Source organism: Streptomyces sp. NPDC047042 (assembly GCF_040644035.1).
Classification (GTDB): Bacteria; Actinomycetota; Actinomycetes; order Streptomycetales; family Streptomycetaceae; genus Streptomyces.
This window is the reverse complement of sequence record NZ_JBEYVP010000007.1, coordinates 152,552-175,167: the sequence shown is the minus strand read 5'-3', so window position 1 is coordinate 175,167 and position 22,616 is coordinate 152,552. Positions and strand designations below refer to the sequence as shown.

18 protein-coding genes are annotated in these 22,616 nt (G+C 71.7%); 4 read left to right on the top strand and 14 right to left on the bottom strand.

The window, feature by feature from the left end:
- Positions 1–34 precede the first annotated feature (34 nt).
- Positions 35–445, top strand: a complete 411-nt coding sequence (locus ABZ855_RS09955; RefSeq protein WP_360803803.1) for a GNAT family N-acetyltransferase — start codon at positions 35–37, stop codon at positions 443–445.
- 43 nt (positions 446–488) lie between these two features.
- Here the strand turns inward: ABZ855_RS09955 and ABZ855_RS09950 are convergent, their stop codons facing one another.
- The 5 genes from ABZ855_RS09950 to ABZ855_RS09930 all read right to left on the bottom strand — a co-directional run bounded on the left by ABZ855_RS09950 (position 489) and on the right by ABZ855_RS09930 (position 5,620).
- The gene (locus ABZ855_RS09950) at positions 489–1,478 is read right to left on the bottom strand and encodes a malate dehydrogenase (protein ID WP_360803800.1); all 990 of its coding nucleotides are present in this window, start codon (positions 1,476–1,478) and stop codon (positions 489–491) included.
- A 363-nt stretch (positions 1,479–1,841) separates the two neighbouring features.
- On the bottom strand, positions 1,842–3,197 hold the full coding sequence (locus ABZ855_RS09945) for an XRE family transcriptional regulator (protein WP_360803797.1): 1,356 nt from the start codon (positions 3,195–3,197) through the stop codon (positions 1,842–1,844).
- Positions 3,198–3,623: 426 nt separating this feature from the next.
- Entirely contained in the window at positions 3,624–4,142 is a 519-nt protein-coding gene (locus ABZ855_RS09940; protein ID WP_360803794.1) for a helix-turn-helix transcriptional regulator, read from the bottom strand.
- 109 nt (positions 4,143–4,251) lie between these two features.
- Positions 4,252–4,734 carry a DUF3017 domain-containing protein gene (locus tag ABZ855_RS09935; protein WP_360804189.1) on the bottom strand — a complete coding sequence of 161 codons (483 nt, stop codon included), beginning with the start codon at positions 4,732–4,734 and terminating at the stop codon, positions 4,252–4,254.
- A gap of 31 nt (positions 4,735–4,765) precedes the next feature.
- Positions 4,766–5,620 (bottom strand): bifunctional methylenetetrahydrofolate dehydrogenase/methenyltetrahydrofolate cyclohydrolase, encoded by an 855-nt coding sequence (locus ABZ855_RS09930; RefSeq protein ID WP_360803791.1) that lies wholly within the window; start codon positions 5,618–5,620, stop codon positions 4,766–4,768.
- A 282-nt stretch (positions 5,621–5,902) separates the two neighbouring features.
- Between ABZ855_RS09930 and ABZ855_RS09925 the strand changes: the two genes are divergently transcribed.
- Positions 5,903–6,538: a hypothetical protein gene (locus ABZ855_RS09925; protein WP_360803788.1), complete on the top strand. Its 636-nt coding sequence runs from the start codon at positions 5,903–5,905 to the stop codon at positions 6,536–6,538.
- Positions 6,539–7,289: 751 nt separating this feature from the next.
- Here ABZ855_RS09925 and ABZ855_RS09920 read toward each other — a convergent pair.
- The 3 genes from ABZ855_RS09920 to purN all read right to left on the bottom strand — a co-directional run bounded on the left by ABZ855_RS09920 (position 7,290) and on the right by purN (position 10,059).
- The gene (locus tag ABZ855_RS09920; protein WP_360803785.1) at positions 7,290–7,664 is read right to left on the bottom strand and encodes a hypothetical protein; all 375 of its coding nucleotides are present in this window, start codon (positions 7,662–7,664) and stop codon (positions 7,290–7,292) included.
- A gap of 185 nt (positions 7,665–7,849) precedes the next feature.
- Positions 7,850–9,433, bottom strand: a complete 1,584-nt coding sequence (gene purH, locus ABZ855_RS09915) for a bifunctional phosphoribosylaminoimidazolecarboxamide formyltransferase/IMP cyclohydrolase (protein ID WP_360803782.1) — start codon at positions 9,431–9,433, stop codon at positions 7,850–7,852.
- Positions 9,430–10,059: a phosphoribosylglycinamide formyltransferase gene (gene purN / locus ABZ855_RS09910; RefSeq protein WP_360803779.1), complete on the bottom strand. Its 630-nt coding sequence runs from the start codon at positions 10,057–10,059 to the stop codon at positions 9,430–9,432. Before purN ends, purH begins: the two co-directional genes overlap by 4 nt.
- 294 nt (positions 10,060–10,353) lie before the next feature.
- Here purN and ABZ855_RS09905 point away from each other — a divergent pair, with 294 nt between their 5' ends.
- Entirely contained in the window at positions 10,354–11,124 is a 771-nt protein-coding gene (locus ABZ855_RS09905) for a hypothetical protein (protein ID WP_360803776.1), read from the top strand.
- Between the two features lie 26 nt (positions 11,125–11,150).
- Here ABZ855_RS09905 and ABZ855_RS09900 read toward each other — a convergent pair whose 3' ends face one another.
- Complete coding sequence (locus ABZ855_RS09900; RefSeq protein WP_360803773.1) at positions 11,151–12,818, bottom strand: DUF6350 family protein; 1,668 nt, start codon at positions 12,816–12,818, stop codon at positions 11,151–11,153.
- A 97-nt stretch (positions 12,819–12,915) separates the two neighbouring features.
- Between ABZ855_RS09900 and ABZ855_RS09895 the strand changes: the two genes are divergently transcribed.
- Positions 12,916–13,959, top strand: a complete 1,044-nt coding sequence (locus tag ABZ855_RS09895; RefSeq protein ID WP_360803770.1) for a helix-turn-helix domain-containing protein — start codon at positions 12,916–12,918, stop codon at positions 13,957–13,959.
- Between the two features lie 173 nt (positions 13,960–14,132).
- On the opposite strand, the gene sucD is transcribed toward ABZ855_RS09895, so the two are convergent.
- The 5 genes from sucD to ABZ855_RS09870 form a co-directional block, all read right to left on the bottom strand.
- Positions 14,133–15,017, bottom strand: coding sequence for a succinate--CoA ligase subunit alpha (gene sucD / locus ABZ855_RS09890; RefSeq protein WP_319212911.1), 885 nt, complete (start codon positions 15,015–15,017; stop codon positions 14,133–14,135).
- Positions 15,018–15,038: 21 nt separating this feature from the next.
- Positions 15,039–16,217: an ADP-forming succinate--CoA ligase subunit beta gene (gene sucC / locus ABZ855_RS09885; RefSeq protein ID WP_360803767.1), complete on the bottom strand. Its 1,179-nt coding sequence runs from the start codon at positions 16,215–16,217 to the stop codon at positions 15,039–15,041.
- A gap of 783 nt (positions 16,218–17,000) precedes the next feature.
- Positions 17,001–18,218 (bottom strand): VWA domain-containing protein, encoded by a 1,218-nt coding sequence (locus tag ABZ855_RS09880; RefSeq protein ID WP_360803764.1) that lies wholly within the window; start codon positions 18,216–18,218, stop codon positions 17,001–17,003.
- Positions 18,215–21,253 carry a DUF5682 family protein gene (locus tag ABZ855_RS09875; protein ID WP_360803761.1) on the bottom strand — a complete coding sequence of 1,013 codons (3,039 nt, stop codon included), beginning with the start codon at positions 21,251–21,253 and terminating at the stop codon, positions 18,215–18,217. Before ABZ855_RS09875 ends, ABZ855_RS09880 begins: the two co-directional genes overlap by 4 nt.
- A gap of 154 nt (positions 21,254–21,407) precedes the next feature.
- Positions 21,408–22,553: an AAA family ATPase gene (locus tag ABZ855_RS09870; protein ID WP_360803758.1), complete on the bottom strand. Its 1,146-nt coding sequence runs from the start codon at positions 22,551–22,553 to the stop codon at positions 21,408–21,410.
- Positions 22,554–22,616 lie beyond the last annotated feature (63 nt).

Genomic DNA, 22,616 nt, shown 5'->3' with positions numbered 1-22,616 from the left:
ACACCCGATTTCACCGAAATTGGGGGGTGCCGCCGTGGAATCCTGTGGAATTCCGCCATGTGCCACCTGGGCCGCGACCGGCCCCTCGGCACCGCCCGCCGACTGCTCCGCCTCGCCCCGGGGGCTTCGACACCGCAGCCCTGGTCCGCCCGGAGGAGGTCTCGGGGTCGGCGAGATCCGCCATGTCCGGGTGCACCCCGACGCACGCCCTCCCGGCCTCGCCCGCCGGCTGCTCGACTCCCTCGAACACGCTGCGGCGGAACGGCACTTGACCGTCGTACGGCTGGACACGCACACCGTGCTCACGGAGGCGCGGGCGATGCACCTGGCCTGCGGCTGCGCGGAGATCCCGCGCTACGACGACAACCCGTACGCGGGACACTGGTTCGAGAAACGGCTGTCCCCGGCGGAGCCGGAAACCGGGCCCCGTCCGGCCGAAGCCTGAACGGGGCCCGAGGGCACAGCGGTTGGGACCGTGGATGCGGGTCCTAGATGAGGCCGAGGGCGCGGACCGCCTCGCGCTCCTCCGCGAGCTCCTGCACCGAGGCGTCGATGCGGGCGCGGGAGAACTCGTTGATGTCCAGGCCCTGGACGATCTCGTACACGCCGTCCTTCGTGGTGACCGGGAAGGAGGAGATGAGGCCCTCCGGGACGCCGTACGAGCCGTCGGACGGGATGCCCATGGAGGCCCAGTCGCCGTCCGCCGTGCCGTTGACCCAGGTGTAGATGTGGTCGATGGCGGCGTTGGCGGCGGAGGCCGCCGAGGACGCGCCGCGGGCCTCGATGATCGCGGCGCCACGCTTGGCGACGGTCGGGATGAAGTCCTCGGCGAGCCACTTCTCGTCGTTGACGACCTCGGCCGCGTTCTTGCCGCCGACCGTGGCGTGGAAGATGTCGGGGTACTGGGTGGCCGAGTGGTTGCCCCAGATGGTGAGGCGCTTGATGTCGGCGACCGTCGAGCCCGTCTTCTTCGCGAGCTGCGTGAGCGCGCGGTTGTGGTCCAGCCGGGTCATCGCGGTGAAGCGGTCGGCCGGTACGTCCGGCGCGGCGGCCTGGGCGATCAGCGCGTTGGTGTTGGCCGGGTTGCCGACGACGAGGACCTTGATGTCGTCCGCGGCGTTGTCGTTGATGGCCTTGCCCTGGGGCTTGAAGATGCCGCCGTTGGCTTCCAGGAGGTCACCGCGCTCCATGCCCTTGGTGCGCGGGCGGGCGCCGACCAGCAGGGCCACGTTGGTGCCGTCGAAGGCCACGTTGGGGTCGTCCGTGATGTCGATGCCCTGGAGCAGCGGGAAGGCGCAGTCGTCCAGCTCCATCGCGGTGCCCTCGGCGGCCTTGAGCGCCGGGGTGATCTCCAGGAGGCGGAGCTTGACCGGCACGTCCGCGCCGAGCAGCTGGCCGGAGGCGATGCGGAAGAGGAGGGCGTAACCGATCTGGCCGGCCGCGCCGGTGACGGTGACGTTCACGGGAGTGCGGGTCATGGCGTTCTCCGTATGACAGCTGGCGGTGGGGCGTCGCTGCCCCGGGGGTTCGGATGATCGATCTCTTGGCGTCAAGAGATATCCGGCCGTCAGGCTATCGCGCATCCGGGATCCCGGGCGTCCGGGTCCCGTGTGGCCCACCCCACAGATTCGCCCACGGCAGGCGACGGCCGCCCGTCCGGGAGAGGAGAGACGAGCGACCGCCGCCCGGGGACCGACCGTGCCGGACTCCCGTGGGGTACTGCTCGCCTGCCCCGAACCGGGCCGGGCATTCCCCTCGTACGGAAATTCCGCGATTCCGTACGAGGGGAAGGTGCCCTGGGCCTCGCGACCTGCCGTGTGCACCCCTACTGCTACGGCCTGCTACTGCGTGCAGCCCTTCTGCCCGGTCGCCTTGAGCGTGACGCACGCCGTCGCGTCGCCCGCGTCCTTCACGGCCACCATCGGCGTGTACGCGTCGGTGTCCGTGTCGACCGCGCCGACCTGCTTCGCCGCGCCGGACGCCGTGACGTCAACCTGGTCGCCCGGGGCCGCCTGGGTGATGCGCGCCCAGGCCGCCTGGCAGGTCTTGCTGTAGCGGACCTCGACGAGCGTGGTGCCGACGGTGACGCTGTTGGCGGTCTGCGCCAACTCGCCGCCGCAGCCCATGTTCTCCGGGTCCTGTCCGGTGCACGCGGCGCCGCTGCACTTCACGCCGACCGGCAGGTTCGGATTCACCGTCGGCTTGGTCGGTGACGGGCTCGGCTTGGCCTCGGGCGTGTCGTCACCCCGGTTGGTGTAGATCACGGCGGCTGCGATGACCACCGACGCCCCCACGAGGCCCGCGAGGAACATGGTGAGCCGCCGCTTGCGCCGCGAAGCGCCACTGCCGCCCTTGCCGCCTTGCCCCTTGCCGCCGTTGCCGCCCGGCCGGGCGTCCTGCGGCGCGACGCCGGGTGCCGCTCCGAGTCCACCGAGTCCACCGGGCGTACCGGGTACGCCCGGCGTCCAGGGCGCCGCGCCCGGATATCCGGGCGCTCCTGACGCCCCGGAAGGTCCGGCGGATCCGGGTGGTCCGGCGGGCGGAGCCTGGCGCCCCCCGACGCCGCCTCTCGCCGCCGGGCCCCGATATCCGGCTATGCCCCACGAGTTGTTCTCGGCCGAGACGGAACTCGATGACCCGGTGGAACTCGCCGAACCGGCCGAACTCGCGGAACTCACCGAGGCGCCCGAGACACCTCCCCGTGCCGCGCCCGCGCCCACACCGCCGACCGCGTCCCGGGTCTCCGGGGGCGTCGGCTGCGGCGGCACGGTCGGTGAGACACCGGCGGGGCCCGCGATTCCCGGAGTCACCGTCGCGCTCCGGGCGGCCCTGCCGTTGCCACCGCTCCCGCTCTTCGCCTCCGCGGCAGGCGTCGCGAGCTCACCCAGCGCGGCGCGCGCCTGGGAGATCCGGATCGCCTCCATGGTCATGTCGTGACGCATCTCCGAGCGGCTCCAGGCACGCTCGGCCAGTTCCCACATCGTGGTCAGATGAACGGGATTGGTGCCGGTGACCTCGGCCAGGGCGACGATCGCACCCTTGGGCGCGAGAAGCCGGCCGTTGAGATAACGCTCCCAGGACGTCTTGCTGTAGCCCGTGCGGTCGGCCACCGCCGCGATGTTCATGCCGCTGCGGTCCACGAGCCTGCGCAACTGGCTCGCGAACTCCCTGACCTGCGGATCCAGTTCATCCGGCAAGGCCCTCCAACGAGGCATTGCTTCCCCCCTCATTCCCCCCGGTCGTGCCGGCTGTTCTCTCGTGCGTGGTGCCTTTGGATCCCTCGGCCGAATCCGTTTTGACTGTCTTGGGCTACCCACACGGATGCGCCCAGTCAGGATCTCGGTTCCCGGGGTGGGGGCGCACGAGAGCATTGTCAGGCCTGGAGGTGCACCGTCGCACGCCCCCGGCTCACGGTCCAGTGTTCCAGTTTTTCACCGACCACCCTCCCGGTCGGCCGAACCACTGGATGGTGCACAGGACGCCCCGGACCGTCCCGATTGCCCACATTAACCCTGCCGTATTGCGCCCTGGTTGCAAATCCTCGAACTTATCGACACATCGCCACACAGAAAGCACAAGTACGGTCACATCGGGCGCGTTGATGTCAGATTCCCTCAACGGCATCATCCAAAAGCGACAGCACCGACCACGGCGAGAGCCACGAGCGCGGGCACAAGAAGCAGAGCGACGAGCAGCAGCCGCCGGGACGAGTCCACGGGAGCGCCGGCACCCCCGGGGGACTCGGACTCCACCCACCACGGAAGGGTGGGCACCTCCTCCTCGTAAACCCCGTGCGCCCCGTGCGCCCCGTCCACCGAGGCCGCCCCCTCCCGCTGTTCCGGCTTCGCCGGGTCCGGGGCCGGCGGCCGGGGCCAGACCTTGACCGCCAACTCCCAGCGCACGCCGAAGCGTTCGGCGTCGACAGGGGTGAGGCCCGCGACCCGGCACAGTGCGGTTATCGCCTGCCGGGGCGGCGGCTGGGTCGCGTTGAGGTACCGCTGCCAGGAGGACTTGCTGTACGCGGTGCGCGCGCCCAGCGCGGCCAGGCTGAGCCCGGTGCGGTCCTTGAGGAGCCGCACCTGCTCGACGAAGTGCCGTACCTCGGGCGGCAGATCGTCCGGCAGCGGCTGCCAGGCGCTCATCGCGGTTCCTCCTCGACGTGAGTCGGCCGGTCCGAGGCGTTTGACGACGTCAGAGGGTGGATCGGTTCCCACCGGGACAAAGTACGGTCCTACCGAGTCCTGCCGGGTCCTACCGGCCCAGACTGCTGATCGTGTAGTGCAGCGTGTCGTCCAGGAACGGGATCTCCAGCCACGGTTTCGGCTGCGCCATCATCGACAGCAGCACGATGGCCGTGCCCAGCACCGTGTACGTGACCATGTCCGTGAACCGGGACCGTACGGCGAGCATCCCGACGTCCGGCACCACCCAGCGCAGCGCCGCACCGGCCAGCAGCGCGGCCCCGATCAGCAGCGTTCCGTACCGGAACACGTCGAGCGCGGTCAGCAGCAGCCCGAATCCGACCGTGCTGAGCACGACGAGGATGGGCCACTGCCGCGCCGGCGCCGGCGCGTCCCCGGAAGCCGCCCGGCCGCCCCCCTCGGGTCGCGCGGTGTCCCGCGTGAAGAGGGGGAAGCGACGCGTCGTACGCCGGGGGCGGCCCTCGGCGTCCGGCGCGCTGACCGGGTCGATGGCCGTGGGCTCGGGGAGCTCGTCGGACGCGCCCGGGGACACGGCCGCGGGCTCCGCCCGCCTGTCCTCCGCCTCAGCCGACACTGCGCTCCGCCGCCTCGACCACGTTGACGAGCAGCTGGGCGCGGGTCATCGGGCCGACTCCGCCGGGGTTCGGGGAAATCCAGCCCGCCACCTCGGCGACGCCCGGGTGGACGTCGCCCACGATCTTGCCCTCTGCGGTACGCGAGACACCGACGTCGAGGACGGCGGCGCCCGGCTTCACGTCCTCCGGGCGGACCAGGTGGGCCGAGCCGGCGGCGGCGACGATGATGTCCGCCCGCTTCAGGTGCGCGGCCAGGTCTCGCGTACCCGTGTGGCACTGCGTCACCGTGGCGTTCTCGCTGCGCCGGGTGAGCAGCAGCGGCATCGGGCGGCCGATGGTGACACCGCGGCCGACGACCACGACCTCCGCGCCCTTGATCTCCACGCCGTGGGCGCGGAGCAGGGTGAGGATGCCGTTGGGGGTGCAGGGCAGCGGGGCCGGCTCGTTCAGGACGAGGCGGCCGAGGTTCATCGGGTGGAGGCCGTCCGCGTCCTTGTCGGGGTTCATCAGTTCGAGGACGCGGTTCTCGTCGATGCCCTTGGGCAGGGGCAGCTGGACGATGTAGCCGGTGCAGGCGGGGTCCTCGTTCAGTTCGCGGACCGCCGCCTCGATCTCCTCCTGGGTGGCCGTGGCGGGCAGTTCGCGCTGGATGGAGGCGATGCCCACCTGTGCGCAGTCGCGGTGCTTGCCCGCGACGTACTTCTGGCTGCCGGGGTCGTCCCCGACGAGGATCGTGCCGAGGCCGGGCGTGACGCCCTTCTCCTTCAGCGCCGCCACGCGGGCGGTCAGATCGGACTTGATCGCGGCTGCGGTGGCCTTGCCATCGAGAATCTGGGCGGTCATACCCCCATCCTCGCGGATGACCACCCCGTGGTTCCAATCCGGGTGCCTTTCCGGACGTATGCGCATGATCGACGGATGGACCGCGCATGATCACGGATGTTGCACTTGCACAACACACGCACTGTGCTGCTGGACAAGCCCGAGCGAACTAAAGAACGATAAAGGGACAAGCAGCACAGTGCCGCGGGCAGGGCCGGGGGGCGGACCGCATCTGTACATCACCTTCCTCCGTCGGTGCCTCGCGTCGTCCCCGCACTTGACGCAGACGGAGGAAGACCCGCCATGAGTTTCGGCGACCCGAACAACCCCTACGGCCCGCCCCCGCAACAGCCCCAACAGCAGGGCCCCGGCTACGGCTACCCCCAGCAGACTCCGCCCCAGCAGCCCGGCTACGGCTACCCGAGCGCCCCGCCGCTCGGCCAGCAGGGCTACGGGCAGGGGTACGGGCAGCCGGGTTACGGCGGCTACCCGGGCGGCCCGCTCACCATGCCGGGCAATGTGAAGGCCGCCCGCGTGATGCTGTTCGTCATCGCCGGTTTCCAGATGATCGGCGCCGTCCTCATCGGGCTGTCCGCCATCGCGATCAAGGCCGCGAAGAACGACGAGGAACTCAAGAACGACGTCGACTTCCAGCAGCTCGCCGACTTCTCGTCCGGCGCCCTGTGGGCCATCACCGCGGTGGTCGTCGCCTGGGGCGTCCTCGCGATCGTCCTGGGCGCGAAGTTCGGCAGCGGCGGCAGCGGCGTCCGGATCACCACGATGGTGTTCGCGATCATCACCGCCGTCCTCGGCGTCTACCCGTTCGTGATCGTCGGCCTGGTGCACACCGTGCTCGCGGTGCTCGTCGCCGTGTTCGTCGGCAAGTCGGACGGCGCGGCCTGGTTCAACCGGTCGAAGTACCCGGCCGCCCACATGTAGGCACTGACAGGTACGAGCGCGTACGAGCAGGTAAGAGCAGGTAAGAGCAGGTAATCAAGGGCCGTGTCCCACCGCGCACAGCGGGAGACACGGCCCTGGTGCGTCGCCCCGCGCTCAGCAGCCCTTGGCAGACCACCCTCGGGTGGCAGGGGCCGATGAAGCAGGAACCCACGGGAGCATCGCTTAGCTGTGCCGACCGGAATCGCCCGCGTTCACGCAGGCGAGGATGTCAATGCAAGGGCACCTCGGTGCCGCAGGACCACGGAAGCGTCCACCGCCTCGGCACCGTCTGCGGCGCGTCCCCGGACGCACTGCGGTCGCTGCACCGGCTCTGGGCACTCACTGACACGGCCCAGCGCAAGGAGAACGGGGAGCCGAGTGCGGAGGCGCATGCGGCGGGCGAAGAGGTCGACGGGGAGACCGGGGACGCGGTGACGGACCCGGTCGACACCTGCGTCCACGAGGTGCAGCAACTGCTGCACGACAAGGGCGCGGACATCGGCGTCGACTCGGACTTCGGACCGCGGACCCTGCGCCGGGTCACCGCGTCGCCGAAGGTACGCATGAACTGGGCGGCACACCACCGCTGGCCCTGGACCCGGCGTGGAACATCGACGCGGCCGAGCGCCTGTGGAGCAGGAACCACGACTTCCACGACTGGCCGAACTGCGAACGGGCGACCAGGGTCACGTCGTCGCCCACTCCACGTCCCTGAACAGCCGCCCTGCTCCTGCGTCAGGAGGCGCGGGTCCTACGCCGGGCAGGTACCGGTGTACGAGGGTGCCAGTCGGCGGACGAGGATGCCGTCGATCCCGAACAGGGTGTCGCCGGGGGCGATGCCCCTGGTCGTGGTACCGGTCACGCAGTACCAGATCGACGTGTTGTTGGTGATCTCCGCGGCCCTCATCGCGGGCAGGAGGGAGCCGGTCGCCCCCTCCATCACGGTCGCCCTGATCATCCCGTCCGTGGACACCAGACACACGAACCCCGACGGACACGGGACCGCCGCCGTGCCCTGCCCGGCAGCAGACGCAGACGCCGACGCCGACGCGGTGCCGAGCCCGAGGGCGAGGGTGGAACCGACCGCGGCGACAAGGACACGGATTCCACGAGTTCTTCTGCGCATGTTCGGACCTCCGGAGGCGGGTGGGACCAGACTCGTTGCCTGTCGTCACACCGTCGCAGCGGAATCCCGGCGTCTGTACCCAGGTATGAGCCATTCCGCTCGCGTCCCGAAAGACCGGGTCGGCCACCACGACCGGCGGCCCGTCGGAACCGGGGTTCCGACGGGCCGCAGTCGCACACTCTGTCTCAGTGGAAGAAGTGCCGCGTCCCCGTGAAGTACATCGTGACGCCCGCCTTCTGCGCCGCCTCCACGACCAGCTCGTCCCGCATCGAACCGCCGGGCTGCACAACCGCCTTGACCCCGGCGGCCGTGAGGATCTCCAGCCCGTCGGGGAACGGGAAGAACGCGTCGGAGGCCGCGTACGCGCCCCGCGCCCGCTCCTCGCCGGCCCGCTCGACCGCCAGCTTCGCCGAGTCGACGCGGTTGACCTGGCCCATGCCGACGCCGACCGAGGCACCGTCCTTGGCCAGCAGGATGGCGTTGGACTTGACGGCCCGGCACGCCTTCCAGGCGAAGGAGAGTTCCGCGAGCTCGGACGCGGACAGCGCCTCGCCCGTCGCCAGCGTCCAGTTGGCCGGGTCGTCGCCGTCGGCCTGGAGCCGGTCCGTCACCTGAAGGAGGGCACCGCCGTCGATCGGCTTGACCTCGGCGGGGTGCGAGGGCGCGGCCGGGGCCTTCAGCACGCGGATGTTCTTCTTCTTGGCGAGGGCCTCGAGGGCGCCGTCCTCGTAGTCGGGCGCGACGATGACCTCGGTGAAGATCTCCGCGACCTGCTCCGCCAGCTCCTTGCTCACCGGCCGGTTGACGGCGATGACCCCGCCGAAGGCCGACAGCGGGTCGCACGCGTGGGCCTTGCGGTGCGCCTCGGCGACATCCGCGCCGATCGCGATTCCGCAGGGGTTGGCGTGCTTGATGATCGCGACGCAGGGCTCGTCGTGGTCGTACGCGGCACGGCGGGCGGCGTCCGTGTCCGTGTAGTTGTTGTACGACATCTCCTTGCCGTGCAGCTGCTCGGCCTCGGCGAGACCGGTGCCCGTGCCGTCGACGTACAGCGCGGCGGGCTGGTGCGGGTTCTCGCCGTAGCGGAGGGTGCTCTTGCGCTCCAGGGCGGCGGCGACGAAGTCGGGGAACTGGGAGTCGTCGGCGGGCGCGTAGGCGCTCGCGAACCAGCTCGAGACCGCGATGTCGTACTCGGCGGTGTGCCGGAAGGCCTCGGCGGCCAGCCGCTTGCGGGCGGCGAGGTCGAAGCCGCCGTCCTTGACCGCGGCCAGCACGTCGGCGTACCGCGCCGGGCTGGTGACCACGGAGACCGACGGGTGGTTCTTGGCGGCGGCGCGGACCATCGACGGGCCGCCGATGTCGATCTGCTCCACGCACTCGTCGGGCGAGGCACCGGAGGCGACCGTCGCACGGAACGGGTACAGGTTGACGACGACCAGGTCGAAGGGCTCGACGCCCAGCTCGGCGAGCTGGTTGCGGTGGTCCTCCAGTCGCAGGTCGGCGAGGATGCCCGCGTGCACCTTGGGGTGCAGGGTCTTGACCCGGCCGTCCAGGCACTCGGGGAAGCCGGTGAGCTCCTCGACCTTGGTGACGGGGACGCCGGCGGCGGCGATCCGGCCCGCCGTCGATCCCGTGGAGACGAGTTCCACGCCCGCCTCGTGCAGGCCACGGGCCAGCTCTTCCAGGCCGGTCTTGTCGTAGACGCTGATGAGCGCCCGTCGGACGACCCGCTTGTTGCTCTCGGCCGTGACAGTGATGTCGGCGGTCACTGGATAACTACCTTTCGTCCCTCAATGCGATAGCCGTTGCGGGCGAGCCGCCCCACGACATCGACGAGCAGCCTTCGCTCGACTTCCTTGATGCGCTCGTGCAGAGCGCTCTCGTCGTCCTCGTCCCGGATCTCCACCACGCCCTGAGCGATGATCGGACCGGTGTCGACGCCGTCGTCGACGAAGTGGACGGTGCAGCCGGTGACCCGGGCGCCGTACGCGAGCGCGTCGCGTACGCCGTGGGCCCCCGGAAAACTGGGCAGCAGGGCGGGATGCGTGTTGACGAACCGCCCGCCGAACAGGGCCAGGAACTCCTTGCCCACGATCTTCATGAATCCGGCGGAGATCACCAGATCGGGTTCGTACGCGGCCACGGCGGCGGTGAGCGCGGCATCCCACTCGTCCCGGGTGCCGTAGTCCTTGACCCGGCACACGAACGTCGACAGCCCGGCCCGCCGGCCGCGCGCGAGCCCCTCGATGCCGTCGCGGTCGGCCCCCACGGCGACGATCTCGGCGCCGTAGGCCTCGGTGCCGGTGGCCGCGATGGTGTCGAGGAGCGCCTGCAGATTCGTACCGGATCCGGAGACCAGTACGACAAGACGCTTGGCGGCCTGGGACTCGGCCACGGCGGGGGCCTTTCTCGGGGGAGCAGTTTGTGCGGGCGGCTCGTGTATTCATACGAATGCTTCGCGCCCGGGGATACGGGGAAGTCTACGAAGCGGCCGACCGCCAGCAACGATACCGGCACTACGGACAGCCCCCACGGGACGGGGGCGTGGCCGGAAGGTAGCGTCTGGGAGGAGCCGGTCCGGGAACGCCGTCGTCGTACGGCGCGTTCATGGGGTGACGGCTCATGCCGGGAAGCCGTAACCAGAGTGGTAAACCAACGTGGTAACCAACAAGGGGAAGACGCTCACTTGATGTCGGACCGCAGCCTGCGACTCCTCACGCTCACCCCGCAGTCGGTGCTGCTGCGGGAGCGCCCCCCGTCGCCGCCCGACGCGCCCTCGGGCAAGAAGAACGGCGAAGGGCAGGAGAGCGCGGCCCCGGACGACAATCCGTTCGCCCCGCCGCCCGAGGGCACCCCGGACAGGCCCTGGCAGCCCCGCCGCCCGGCGGGCGACGACGCCTCCGGCGACGGCGGGCGCTCCCCGTGGGGCAGTCAGTGGAGCGACCGGCAGCCCGGCCGCTCCCAGGGCGGCTTCGGCGACCGTTCCCGCCGTCCCGGCGGACCGGGCGGCCCCGAGGGCCAGGGCGACGGACCGGGCGCCGGCCCGCGCTGGGACCCGACCGACCCGGCCCAGCGCCGCGCGCGGTACGCCCTGCTCAGCGGCATGTGGGCGTTCTTCTTCGCACTGTTCAGCTGGCCGTACGTGGCGCTGCTGCTCGGCGCGCTCGCCGTGAACTGGGGCATCGGCGCCCTGCGCGCCAAGCCCGGCCCCACCAACCCGGACACGCCGGCGCCCCCGCAGGGCGCGGGCAGCGGGCGCCGGCAGCAGCGGACGGCCGCGATCAGCGGCCTGGTCACGGCGTCGCTCGCGCTCGCCATGGTCGCCACGACGTTCACTCTCCAGTTCGTCTACCGCGACTACTACACGTGCACGAACGACGCCCTCACGACCACCGCGAAGAAGGACTGCACCGACCTCCTCCCCGAGCAACTCCGGAAGGTGTTCGGGGAGACCGGCTGATCCCAGCCGCGGCTGTGGCTCCGGGGCTACGGCTGAGTCTCTTCCGGCTCGGGCGGAGTCGGCGTGGACGACGCCTCCTTGAGCGCCGCCCAGCGGGCCTCGCGGGACGCGGTGTCGTACCAGGGCGAGAGCGTGGGTGACGGCAGGTCGGCGGGGAGGAAGTCGTAGGCGGCCTCCAACTCGTAGGGGTCGCTCGCCTCGTACGCGTCGTCGGTGGTGGCGGGGGCCGTCTCGAGCGGGGTCCTCGTCGTGCCGAGGTCGGCGGAGGATGTCGGCATGCCCGTGCCGGTACTGACACCGGCCCTGCCACCGACACCGACACCGACACCGGTGTCCTTCGGGCGGCGCCAGCGCAGTCGCCACGCGCGCAGCCCAAGCGCCGTCGGTACGGCGACCACCGTCGTCCAGGCCAGCGTCGCCGCGCCCGTCTGCCACCACACCGGCCCGATGTGGGCGAGGTTGTCGCTGCCGAGCGGCCCGCCCGACAGCGCGGCCAACGCCGCCAGGGCGCCGGCGCACAGCACGGCGGCCAGACCCGCGTTCGCGGCGGTACGGCCGCCCGACCAGGGCGTTCTCCCTTCCCCTGAGCTCGCCGCCCGGGCCGTGAACCAGGCCGTGGTCAGCCCGGCCGCCACCGGTACGGCTGCGACCGCCCAGGTCAGCGGGGTGCCCGGGCCGGCGTCCGGAACCGCCGACAGCAGCGGAAAGGGCGGCAGCAGTGGCGCCGGGTCGGCGGCCGACGGGCCGGTGACATGGCCCGCGCCGAGCGCGAAACCCGGCCCGAGGGCGTAGGCCGCACCCCACAGCGCCGCGTTGGGCATCAGCGCCAGACAGAGCAGCAGTACGGCGATCCGGCCCGACCACGCCTCCGTCAGCTGGAGGAAAGAGGCCCGGGCGGCCCCGCCGTGCCCCACCAGCGACACCGCGAGGAGCAGCGCGCCGCCCCCGACGAACACCGCGATCCCCGCCCCGGCGGCCCGCCCGGCGGCAAGGCCACGACCACGGGCACCCGGGTTCAGGACACGCCGGCGTACCAACCTGGGCAGCAGATACAGGATCCGCGGCGACAGGGGCCCGCGCGGGCGGCCGTACGCCGTCCACACCCCGGCGCCCGCCGCGGCCATGGCGAGCAGCGGCACGCATACGGCCGTCGACGCCCAGTCGGGACGCAGCCCGCCCCCGGACGCGTACAGCGCGACACCTCCGCCGACGGTCAGATACCCGGTGACGACGCCGAGCCAGGCGGTACGGACGGGGAGCAGAGGCGCGTCCTGCGCCGCCCCCTCCTCCTCCGGGCCCTCGGTCGCGTCGCGGGCGGCGCGGTGCAGCAGCCAGACGGGGAGCGCGAGCAGCAGCAGAGGGGTGATGCCGACGGGGGCGGGGGCGCCGGAGAGGCCGTCCACGCGGACGAGTTCGGTGCCGTGGGCGAGCAGCCAGAGGGCGGCGGCGATGTGCAGCGCGCCGTCGGGACCGCTGTCCGGATACGGCGAGCTGATCCACAGCACCATGACGAGTACGGCGAACGAACCCAGCCCGAGTCCGGCCGCGAGCGCGCCGCCGAGCAGGCCGACGCCCAGTCCGGGGGAACGGTCGCGCAGCCGGTCACGGACCCGGGTACGCGGGGGGCGGGACAGGGGGCGGGACAGGGGCAGGGCGGGAAACCGGCGGCCGGTCGTCTGGGTCACGAGCGCCATGGTCCCAACGACACGCGCTTTCCCGCCGTAACAGGAGAAGTTACGACGTGTCACTCAAAATTCGCTTTATGCACAGTTCCGCCCGAAGGGGTCCCCGGTGACGCAGAGCCCCGCCATTCCGCTGCCCCCGCCCGCCGAACGCCGGCGCCTGCGCGAGTCCCAGTCCCTGACGCAGGCCCAGGTCGCCAGGCGGGTGGGCGTCAGCCGCGAGACGGTACGCGCATGGGAGACCGGCCGTACGACACCACGCGGACGCAAGGCACAGACGTACGCGAGCCTGCTTGCGGCGGCACGCCCGTCCGCGGCCGTTTCCGAGACAGTCGCCGCCCCCGTCCCCGGCACCCCCCTGACACCCGCTCAGGCATTCGACGCGCTGTACGGGCTCTGCGCCCCCGCCCTCGTACGGCAGACCTATCTCCTCACCGGGCGGCGGGAGTTGGCGCGCGAGTCGGTCGAGCGGGCGTTCCAGCTGGCCTGGCACCGCTGGCCGGAGGTGGCCGTGGACCCGGACCCGCCGGGGTGGGTACGAGCCATGGCGTACGAGTGCGCTCTGTCCCCCTGGCACCGGTTCCGCGCCCGGCACCGCCATCCGGAGCCACCGCCCGCCGACCCGGCTGACCGGGCGTTGCTGTCCGCCCTCCTGCTGCTCCCCCCGCCGCACCGCCGCACCCTGCTCCTCCACGACGGCCTGGGCCTCGGTCTGCCCGAGACGGCGGCGGAGACGGAGGCGAGCAGCCTGGCGGCGGCGAACCGTCTGCTGCGCGCCCGCGCGGCGGTGGCGGACCGCCTGCCGGACCTCGCCGAGCCGGCCCAGCTGGCCCCCCGGCTGGCGGGCCTGGCCACCCACGCCCGCCTGCGCGCCGCCCGCCCGTCGTCCGTCCGCGTGGGCAGCGAACGCCGCGCCCGCAACTGGACCCAGGCGGCCGTCGCCCTGACGGCCGCCCTGATCGGCGCCACCACGTTCACCGTCCGCACGGCCCCCACCCAGTACGAGCCCCCGGTGGCGCCGGGCACCACCATCCAGGGAGTACCCCCGCAAGCGGCCCCGGGCCCCTTGTCCCGAAAGGAACTCAGCCTGCGGAAAAAGCTACGAAAGGCAGCAGCAAACGGTCCGGAAAGAGTCCAACCAGAGCCAAAGTGAACCCGCGTCACCCGCCCCGCCCCGCCCCGGCTGTGGGCAGTCGTTCCGCTGGGGCGGAACGGGTGGGCACAGCCATCGACTCCGGGTGCCCGGTGCATCCACGGCACCCGCACCAACGCCAGTGGGCCCGCCCCGACGAACGGAACGAGCCCACCAAGGTTCAGCTGACCGACTCAGCCGGCGAGAATCTCCCGCGCCAGCTTCGCCGTCTCGGTCGGCGTCTTGCCGACCTTGACACCGGCGGCCTCGAGGGCCTCCTTCTTCGCGGCAGCCGTACCCGACGAGCCCGAGACGATGGCACCAGCGTGGCCCATCGTCTTGCCCTCGGGCGCGGTGAACCCGGCGACGTAACCGACAACCGGCTTCGTCACGTTCTTCGCGATGAAGTCCGCGGCCCGCTCCTCCGCGTCGCCACCGATCTCACCGATCATGACGATCAGGTCGGTGTCGGGGTCGGCCTCGAACGCGGCGAGCGCGTCGATGTGCGTCGTACCGATGACCGGGTCACCGCCGATGCCGACCGCGGACGAGAAGCCGATGTCCCGCAGCTCGTACATCATCTGGTACGTCAGCGTGCCCGACTTCGAGACCAGACCGATACGGCCCGGCTTCGTGATGTCGCCCGGGATGATGCCGGCGTTCGACTGACCCGGCGTGATGAGACCGGGGCAGTTCGGGCCGATGATCCGGGTCTTGTTGCCCTGCGCCACGGCGTACGCGTAGAACGCGGCCGAGTCGTGGACGGCGATGCCCTCGGTGATGACGACCGCGAGGGGGATCTCCGCGTCGATCGCCTCGACCACGGCGGCCTTGGCGAAGGCCGGCGGTACGAAGAGGACGGATACGTTCGCGCCCGTCTTCTCGATCGCCTCGGCGACCGTACCGAAGACCGGGATCTCGGTGCCGTCGATGTCGACGGACGTGCCCGCCTTGCGCGGGTTCACGCCACCGACGATGTTCGTGCCGTCGGCCAGCATGAGCTTGGTGTGCTTCATGCCCGTGGCACCGGTCATGCCCTGGACGATGACCTTGCTGTCCTTGTTCAGGAAGATAGCCATGGCTGTTCTGTCCCTCTTCCTTTACTTCGCAGCCGCGAGCTCGGCGGCCTTGTCGGCCGCGCCGTCCATGGTGTCCACGCGCTGGACCAGCGGGTGGTTGGCGTCGGAGAGGATCTTGCGACCCAGCTCGGCGTTGTTGCCGTCGAGGCGGACGACGAGCGGCTTGGTGACGGCCTCGCCCTTGTCCGCGAGCAGCTGCAGCGCCTGCACGATGCCGTTGGCGACCTCGTCGCACGCGGTGATGCCGCCGAAGACGTTGACGAAGACCGACTTGACGTCGGGGTCGCCCAGGATGATCTCCAGGCCGTTCGCCATGACGGCGGCGGAGGCGCCACCACCGATGTCGAGGAAGTTGGCCGGCTTCACGCCACCGTGGTTCTCACCGGCGTACGCGACGACGTCGAGGGTGCTCATGACGAGACCCGCGCCGTTGCCGATGATGCCGACCTCACCGTCGAGCTTGACGTAGTTGAGGTTCTTGGCCTTCGCGGCGGCCTCAAGCGGGTTGGCCGCGTCCTTGTCCTCGAGCGCCTCGTGCTCCGGCTGGCGGAACTCGGCGTTCTCGTCCAGCGACACCTTGCCGTCGAGGGCGATGACCTTGCCGGAGGCGACCTTCGCGAGGGGGTTGACCTCGACGAGGAGGGCGTCCTCCTTGATGAAGGTGTCCCACAGGGTCACGAGAATCTCGGCGACCTGCTCCGCGACCTCGGCCGGGAACTTGGCCTGCGCGACGATCTCGCGGGCCTTCTCGATCGAGACGCCCTCGTTGGCGTCGACCGGGACCTTCGCGAGGGCGTCGGGGTTCTCCTCCGCGACGACCTCGATCTCCACGCCGCCCTGGACGGACGCCATGGCGAGGAAGGTGCGGTTGGTGCGGTCGAGGAGGTACGAGACGTAGTACTCCTCGACGATCTCGGGCGCGGTCTCGGCGATCATCACCTTGTGGACCGTGTGGCCCTTGATGTCCATGCCGAGGATGTCCGTCGCGCGAGCGACGGCCTCGTCCGGGGTGGCGGCGAGCTTCACGCCGCCGGCCTTTCCACGCCCACCGACCTTCACCTGCGCCTTGACGACGGACTTGCCGCCCAGACGCTCGGTCGCCGCGCGGGCTGCCTCAGGCGTGTCGATGACTTCACCGGCCAGCACCGGTACACCGTGCTTGGCGAAGAGGTCCCTCGCCTGGTACTCGAACAGGTCCACGCGCGTCCGTCCCTATCAGTGATCTCGCGGTTCGTTGGATGCGTGGGCGTGCCGCGAAGGGCAACGTGACGTCCGCTGAGTCACAGGGGTGGCGCACACGATGTCCGAGCGCGCGGCATGTCCGTCTCGCAGGTTATCGCCGCATCCCGCAGGTCCCTAAATCAGGAATCACACCTGAGCGGTGATACCTGTCACAGAGTGCCACTCACGGCCGTTGATCGCCTTTTGTGAGGCCCTTCCCGAGGCACGTTTGCGGTGGAAAGAAGTGCAAACGTGAGGCCTCACCGGGCTGGGGTGGACCCGGTGAGGCCCCTGGAAGGCCCGCCAACGGCTTTGACGGTCCTCCGGCAAGCGGCCCTCACCCCTTTGGGAGCCACTCACCGCCGTCCGCCGGTCGCGTCCCGACCGGCCGATGGCATTCGGCCGTACGGGGCTTTCCCGACGGAGCCCGGATGATCCGCACGTCAGGCAGACGCGCGGAGTCGGGTATGCGGGGTCCGGTACGCGGGGTACCGGTGCGCCGGGTCCGGTGCGCATGGGCTGGATCGGCGGCACTCCGTGCAGTGGTCGCGCGTTCCGTTCGCACGCCCCGGGAGCGACCCTCCGGGACGGGAAAGGGCGGCGTCACGGCGCGAACGTCATACCCCGACAGCGTCACCGGCTGACGGAGGACAGGCCGAGGCGGCGCCGATCCTCGCACGACCCGCCCGAGGTCGCGCAAGGCCTCTGTTCCAATGCACCCCATGTCCCATTTGCCGCTGTGCCGACCGAGGCGCCCTCACCTCACTCGGTGTCGGGTATCGGCAACGGCCGCTTCTCGATCGCCGCGGCCATGATGTCCGGGAACAGATCGGGCGTGCAGGCGAACGCCGGTGCGCCCAACGCCGCGAGCGCCGCCGCGTGCTCCCTGTCGTACGCCGGTGCCCCCTCGTCCGACAGCGCGAGCAGCGTCACGAACTGCACCCCGGACGCCTTCATCGCGGCGACCCGCTTCAGCATCTCGTCCCGTATGCCTCCCTCGTAGAGGTCGCTGATCAGCACGACGACGGTCTCGGCGGGCCGGGTGATCTGCGACTGGCAGTACGCCAACGCCCTGTTGATGTCCGTACCGCCGCCGAGCTGCGTACCGAACAGCACATCCACCGGGTCGTCGAGCTGATCGGTGAGGTCGACGACCGCGGTGTCGAAGACGACGAGGCGTGTGTCGATCGACCGCATGGACGCCAGTACCGCCCCGAACACCGACGCGTACACCACCGACGCCGCCATCGACCCGGACTGGTCGATACAGAGGACGACCTCCTTCTTCACCGACTGGGAGGCCCGCCCGTACCCGATGAGCCGCTCCGGCACGATCGTGCGGTACTCGGGGAGGTAGTGCTTGAGGTTGGCCGCGATCGTGCGGTTCCAGTCGATGTCCTGATGACGCGGCCTGTTGATACGGGCACTGCGGTCCAGCGCCCCGGTGAGCGTGGCCCGGGTCCGCGTGGCGAGCCGCTTCTCGAGATCCTCGACCACTTTGCGTACGACCGCTCTCGCCGTCTCCTTCGTCGTCTCCGGCATCGCCTTGTTGAGGGAGAGCAGCGTGCCGACGAGGTGGACGTCCGCCTCGACCGCCTCCAGCATCTCGGGCTCCAGGAGGAGCGCGGAGAGCCCGAGCCGGTCGATGGCGTCCCGCTGCATGACCTGGACGACGGACGAGGGGAAGTACGTCCGGATGTCGCCGAGCCACCGCGCGACCGACGGCGCGGACGCCCCGAGCCCGGCCGAGCGGTCCCGCCCCGCCCGGTCCTTGCCCCCGTCGCCCCTCCCGTAGAGCGCGGTGAGCGCCCCGTCCATCGCGGCGTCCTGCCCGGAGAGCACACACCCGGTCCCGTCCGCGGCATCACCCCCGAGCACAAGCCGCCATCGCCGCAAACGCTCCTGCGCCGGTTCGACGGCCCCGGTCCCCACGGTCGTCCCGGCCGCCGCGGCCGTCTCGGTCACGGACCCCTCTGTCATGCCCCCACCCCCACAAGGTCGCTGTCATTCACGCCGCCTCCCCCACGGTCCCCGCCATGCCCACGGTCCCCACCGTGCCCGCCGTGCCCGGGGCCTCCAGCGCCCCCGGCTCCCGCATCCGGCGGTCCCAGCAGCAGCCGCACCACCGCCAGCACGGCATCCGCCCGCCGGGTGTCAAGGTCGGGTGCGAAGCCCGGCACCCCGGCGGTGCCGGGCACCGCGCCTCCCCGCTCCCCCGGGCCTCGCCGGACCAGCTCCCCCAGCGTTCTGCGCACCCCGGGCTCGTACGCCGAGAAGGTGCGCCTCAGCAGTGGCAGCACATCGGTGAAGGCCGCGGCCGGCACCCCGGTCAGCCAGGCGTCGACCAGCCCGAGCAGCCGTGTGTCGTGCACGAGGAGCATCCCGCCCCCGGAGCCGCCCCCGACGAACCCCTCGATCCACGCGGCCGCGTCCCCCGGCGCCGTACCCGGCGACAGCACGAGCCCCATGAGCACGGCCGCCTCGTCCTGCGCCAACTCCCCGTCGTCCAGCAACAGCCGCACGGCCCGCCCGCGCACCACTCCGGCCACACTGTCCCGCCCGGCCAGGACCCGAAGCACGGAGTGCCAACGCCGCCGCAACTCACCGCCCTGTCGACCCGGCGCCGCGACACCGGGGACGGTCTCCGCGCGAGCATCCCCAGAGCCACCTACGGAAGCCCCCTCGGCCGCAACGGGCAGCTGCCGGCGCCGCAGTTCGCTGCCATGACCTGCCGCGTGAACATCCTCCGGGCCCTTCACCCCGCCCCCCGCAGGACCGCCCCCGGAGCCCTTCCCGGCCTCGACAGCCTGCCCCGGGCGCCCGGACCCGCCGCGCTCTCCCGCCCCGAGGACATCCTCCGCAACACCGGCCTCAACTACGGCAGGACCGCCTTGGGAGACCACCCCGACCTCACCATCCGGCCCGGGGCGCCCTGACTCGCTGCGATCCTCCGCCCCGAAGACACCTTCCACGGCGCCCGCCCCAGCTATCGCAGGACCGCCCCCGGCAACTTCCCCGGCCGCAACTGGCTCCCCCGGTTCAGGGACTCTCGCCTGGACCTCGCCAGGGCCGCCCGCGGCGACGTCGCCCGCAGAGGCCCCCGAAGCCACCGAGGTACCCGAGGCCTCCGAGTCCCCGATGTCCGCCGGAGTTCCTCCCGGTGCCGGCGCGCTGGTCGGCGCCGGGCTCGTCGTCTCGCCGAGCAGCCCCACCGCCCCGTGCACCGCGTCCACGTGGCGTCGCATCTCCTCCGCCGCGTCCGTGTCGAGCGCTGCGCAGGCCGGGGGCAGGCCGACGAAGACGCGTTGGGCGAGGCCCGCCGCGACCTCGGTCAGCGCACGGGTGTCCGTGCCGCGTACGTCGCCGTAACGCAGGGACCGGACCAGCGCCGGCAGTGCCTGGGCCAGGTGGCCCACGTCGGCGTCCAGAGCCGCGCGGTCGGCGAGGACGCGCATCACCACGGGAAGTGCCTCGGACAGTTCGGCGAGCAGACAGCGCTCGGCGAGCGCCGTCACGTCGCCCAGTGAACCCGCCCCGACGGCGTCGGCCTCCGCTCTGGCGGTCGCCGCCGCGAGCACCGTGGTCCCCCACACCCCGGCCTCGGCGACCCGTACCGCCAGCTCCGGCTCCCACCGCAGCCGCCACGTCTCCCGGAAGGTACCGGTACTGCCGCGCGACGCCGAGGGCTCGCCCCACCCGACGCCGAGCAGTCGCAGCCGGTGCAGCAGCCGACTGCGCGCGGCGTCGGTCTCCTTGCGCAGGTCGAGCTCCAACTCCCTTTCCAGCGCCTCCGGTTTGAGCCGCAGCCGACGCTGGAGCCGAGTCAGGTCCCGCTGCAACGGCACTGCGGGCGCCGACTCCGGGACCTCCCCGAGCACATCCCCGACCACAAGCCGGTCGCGCACCAGGGCCAGCGGTACGTCCGAGCCCTCGCACATCACCGCCCGCACCGCGTCGGTCGTCTCGGTCAGCCCCGGCAGCGGGCGGCCCCGCACCGCGGCGAGCGTCTCCGCCAGCCGCACCGCCTCGATGACGTGCGCCGAGGAGACGATCCTGTCCTCGTCCCGCAACAGCCCCGCGACCTTGGTCATCCACCGCTCGACCGGCCGGTCCCGCGCGCCGAACAGGTGCCCGTACCAGCCGGGCGAGTCGATGCCCGCCCCGTATCCGCTCGCCCGCGCGAGCCTTCGATGCGTCCACGGCACCCAGGTCACATCCACCTTGACCTTGGGCAGCCCCTTCAACAGCGCCCGGTCCGCCGCGACGGTGGCCCTCCGCCGCAGCGCGGGCACATGCCAGGCGCCGCACACCACGGCCACCGCCGCGTCCCCGAACTCCCGTTGCGCCGCCCGCATCTGAAGCCGCATGTACGCCTCGCGCACCGGATCCCGGTCATGGCCCCCGGCCCCGTACACCTCCCGCAGCGCACCCATGGCCTCTTCGAGCACCTCGAAGGGAGCGAACGCGTCGCCTTCCGCCGCCCCCCGGTGCTCGACGACGTCCTCCCACCAGCGCTCCGGGTCGTCGTAACCACCGGACTGTGCGAGCACGGCGAGCGGATCGACCCGCACATCGACATCAACATCGGCATCGACATCGGTGTCCGGGCCCCCACCCGCACCCGTGTCGGGCGCCCGGCCGTCACCCCCGTCACCCCCGTCGCCCCCCTCCCCCTGGTCGGCCAGCGTGTGCGTGGCGGGGAGATCGATGAAGCGGGCGGGGACCCCGTGTTCCAGCGCCCAGCGGATCGCCACCCACTCCGGGGAGAACTCGGCCAGCGGCCAGAACGCCGAGCGGCCGGGTTCGTCGACAGCGTGGGCCAGCAGGGCGACCGGCGGCCGCATGTTCTCGTCGGCGGCCAGTGGGATCAGGGCATCGGCCTCGGGTGGCCCTTCGATCAGTACGACCGCCGGCCGCGCCGCCGTCAGGGCGGCCCGCACCGCCCGCGCCGACCCGGGCCCGTGGTGCCGTACACCGAGCAGCAGCGGCCCGGTGCCACGCTCAATGTCCGTCACTCCGCCTCCCTCCTGCGCCACGTCGAGTCGTCGTCACCAACAGCCACGCTCACCACACCGCCTCGCACGGACACCGAACCGCCTCCCACCGGCATGCCCCCATCACCCCCACGTCCGTTCACGCCCACACCCACACCCACACCCACATCCCGGCTCACGCGCTCACCTGGCGGCACGCCCGGTAGAAGTCCTTCCAGCCGTCCCGCTCGCGGACCACCGCCTCCAGGTACTCCTGCCACACCACCCGGTCGGCCGCCGGATCGCGGACGACGGCGCCGAGGAGGCCGGCGGCGACGTCGGAGGCCCGCAGGACGCCGTCGCCGAAGTGCGCCGCCAGAGCCAGGCCGTTGGTCACGACCGAGATCGCCTCGGCCGTGGAGAGCGTGCCGCTGGGCGACTTCAGCTTCGTCCGGCCGTCCGACGTGATGCCGTCGCGCAGTTCGCGGAAGACGGTCACGACCCGGCGGATCTCGTCGATGCCGTCCGGCACGGCCGGCAGGTCGAGCGAGCGGCCGATCTGGTCGACCCGGCGCGACACGATGTCGACCTCGGCGTCGGCGCTCTCCGGCAGCGGCAGCACGACCGTGTTGAAGCGCCGGCGCAGGGCGCTGGACAGCTCGTTGACCCCCCGGTCGCGGTCGTTGGCCGTCGCGATCAGGTTGAACCCGCGTACCGCCTGCACCTCCTGCCCCAACTCCGGTATCGGCAGCGTCTTTTCCGACAGGATCGTGATCAGCGTGTCCTGGACGTCGGCCGGGATACGGGTCAGTTCCTCGACCCGAGCCGTCATCCCCTCCGCCATCGCCCGCATGACGGGGCTGGGTACGAGGGCTTCGCGGCTGGGACCGTGCGCGAGGAGCCGCGCGTAGTTCCAGCCGTACCTGATCGCCTCCTCCGGCGTGCCGGCCGTGCCCTGGACCAGCAGCGTCGAGTCTCCGCTGACGGCCGCCGCCAGGTGCTCGGACACCCAGGTCTTCGCCGTGCCCGGGACGCCGAGCAGCAGCAGGGCACGGTCGGTCGCGAGAGTCGTGACGGCGACCTCGACGATGCGGCGCGGGCCCACGTACTTCGGGGTGATCACCGTGCCGTCCGGCATGGTGCCGCCTTGCAGATAGGTCGCCACGGCCCACGGCGACAGCTTCCAGCGGGCGGGGCGCGGACGGTCGTCCTGCGCGGCCAGCGCCGCGAGTTCGGCGGCGAAGGCGTCCTCGGCGTGCGGGCGCAGTTCCTCCGTGCCGTTCGCGTGCGCGGACTGCTCGTGACGCGGGTCGACGGATGTCGGTTCAGCGGAAACAGGCATGGCTCGGTCCCCCTCCAGCTCGGCCGGTCTTGGCCCGTTCGGATCTGGTGACCACACTGCACC

Coding starts and splice junctions, on each gene's coding strand:
- ABZ855_RS09940 (WP_360803794.1), bottom strand. CDS start 4,142: ATGAGCGCCTGGCAGCCGCTGCCGGACGATCTGCCGCCCGAGGTACGG.
- ABZ855_RS09905 (WP_360803776.1), top strand. CDS start 10,354: ATGTCGGACCGCAGCCTGCGACTCCTCACGCTCACCCCGCAGTCGGTG.
- ABZ855_RS09920 (WP_360803785.1), bottom strand. CDS start 7,664: ATGCGCAGAAGAACTCGTGGAATCCGTGTCCTTGTCGCCGCGGTCGGT.
- sucD (WP_319212911.1), bottom strand. CDS start 15,017: ATGGCTATCTTCCTGAACAAGGACAGCAAGGTCATCGTCCAGGGCATG.
- ABZ855_RS09880 (WP_360803764.1), bottom strand. CDS start 18,218: ATGACAGAGGGGTCCGTGACCGAGACGGCCGCGGCGGCCGGGACGACC.
- ABZ855_RS09870 (WP_360803758.1), bottom strand. CDS start 22,553: ATGCCTGTTTCCGCTGAACCGACATCCGTCGACCCGCGTCACGAGCAG.
- ABZ855_RS09950 (WP_360803800.1), bottom strand. CDS start 1,478: ATGACCCGCACTCCCGTGAACGTCACCGTCACCGGCGCGGCCGGCCAG.
- ABZ855_RS09925 (WP_360803788.1), top strand. CDS start 5,903: ATGAGTTTCGGCGACCCGAACAACCCCTACGGCCCGCCCCCGCAACAG.
- ABZ855_RS09900 (WP_360803773.1), bottom strand. CDS start 12,818: ATGGCGCTCGTGACCCAGACGACCGGCCGCCGGTTTCCCGCCCTGCCC.
- ABZ855_RS09930 (WP_360803791.1), bottom strand. CDS start 5,620: ATGACCGCCCAGATTCTCGATGGCAAGGCCACCGCAGCCGCGATCAAG.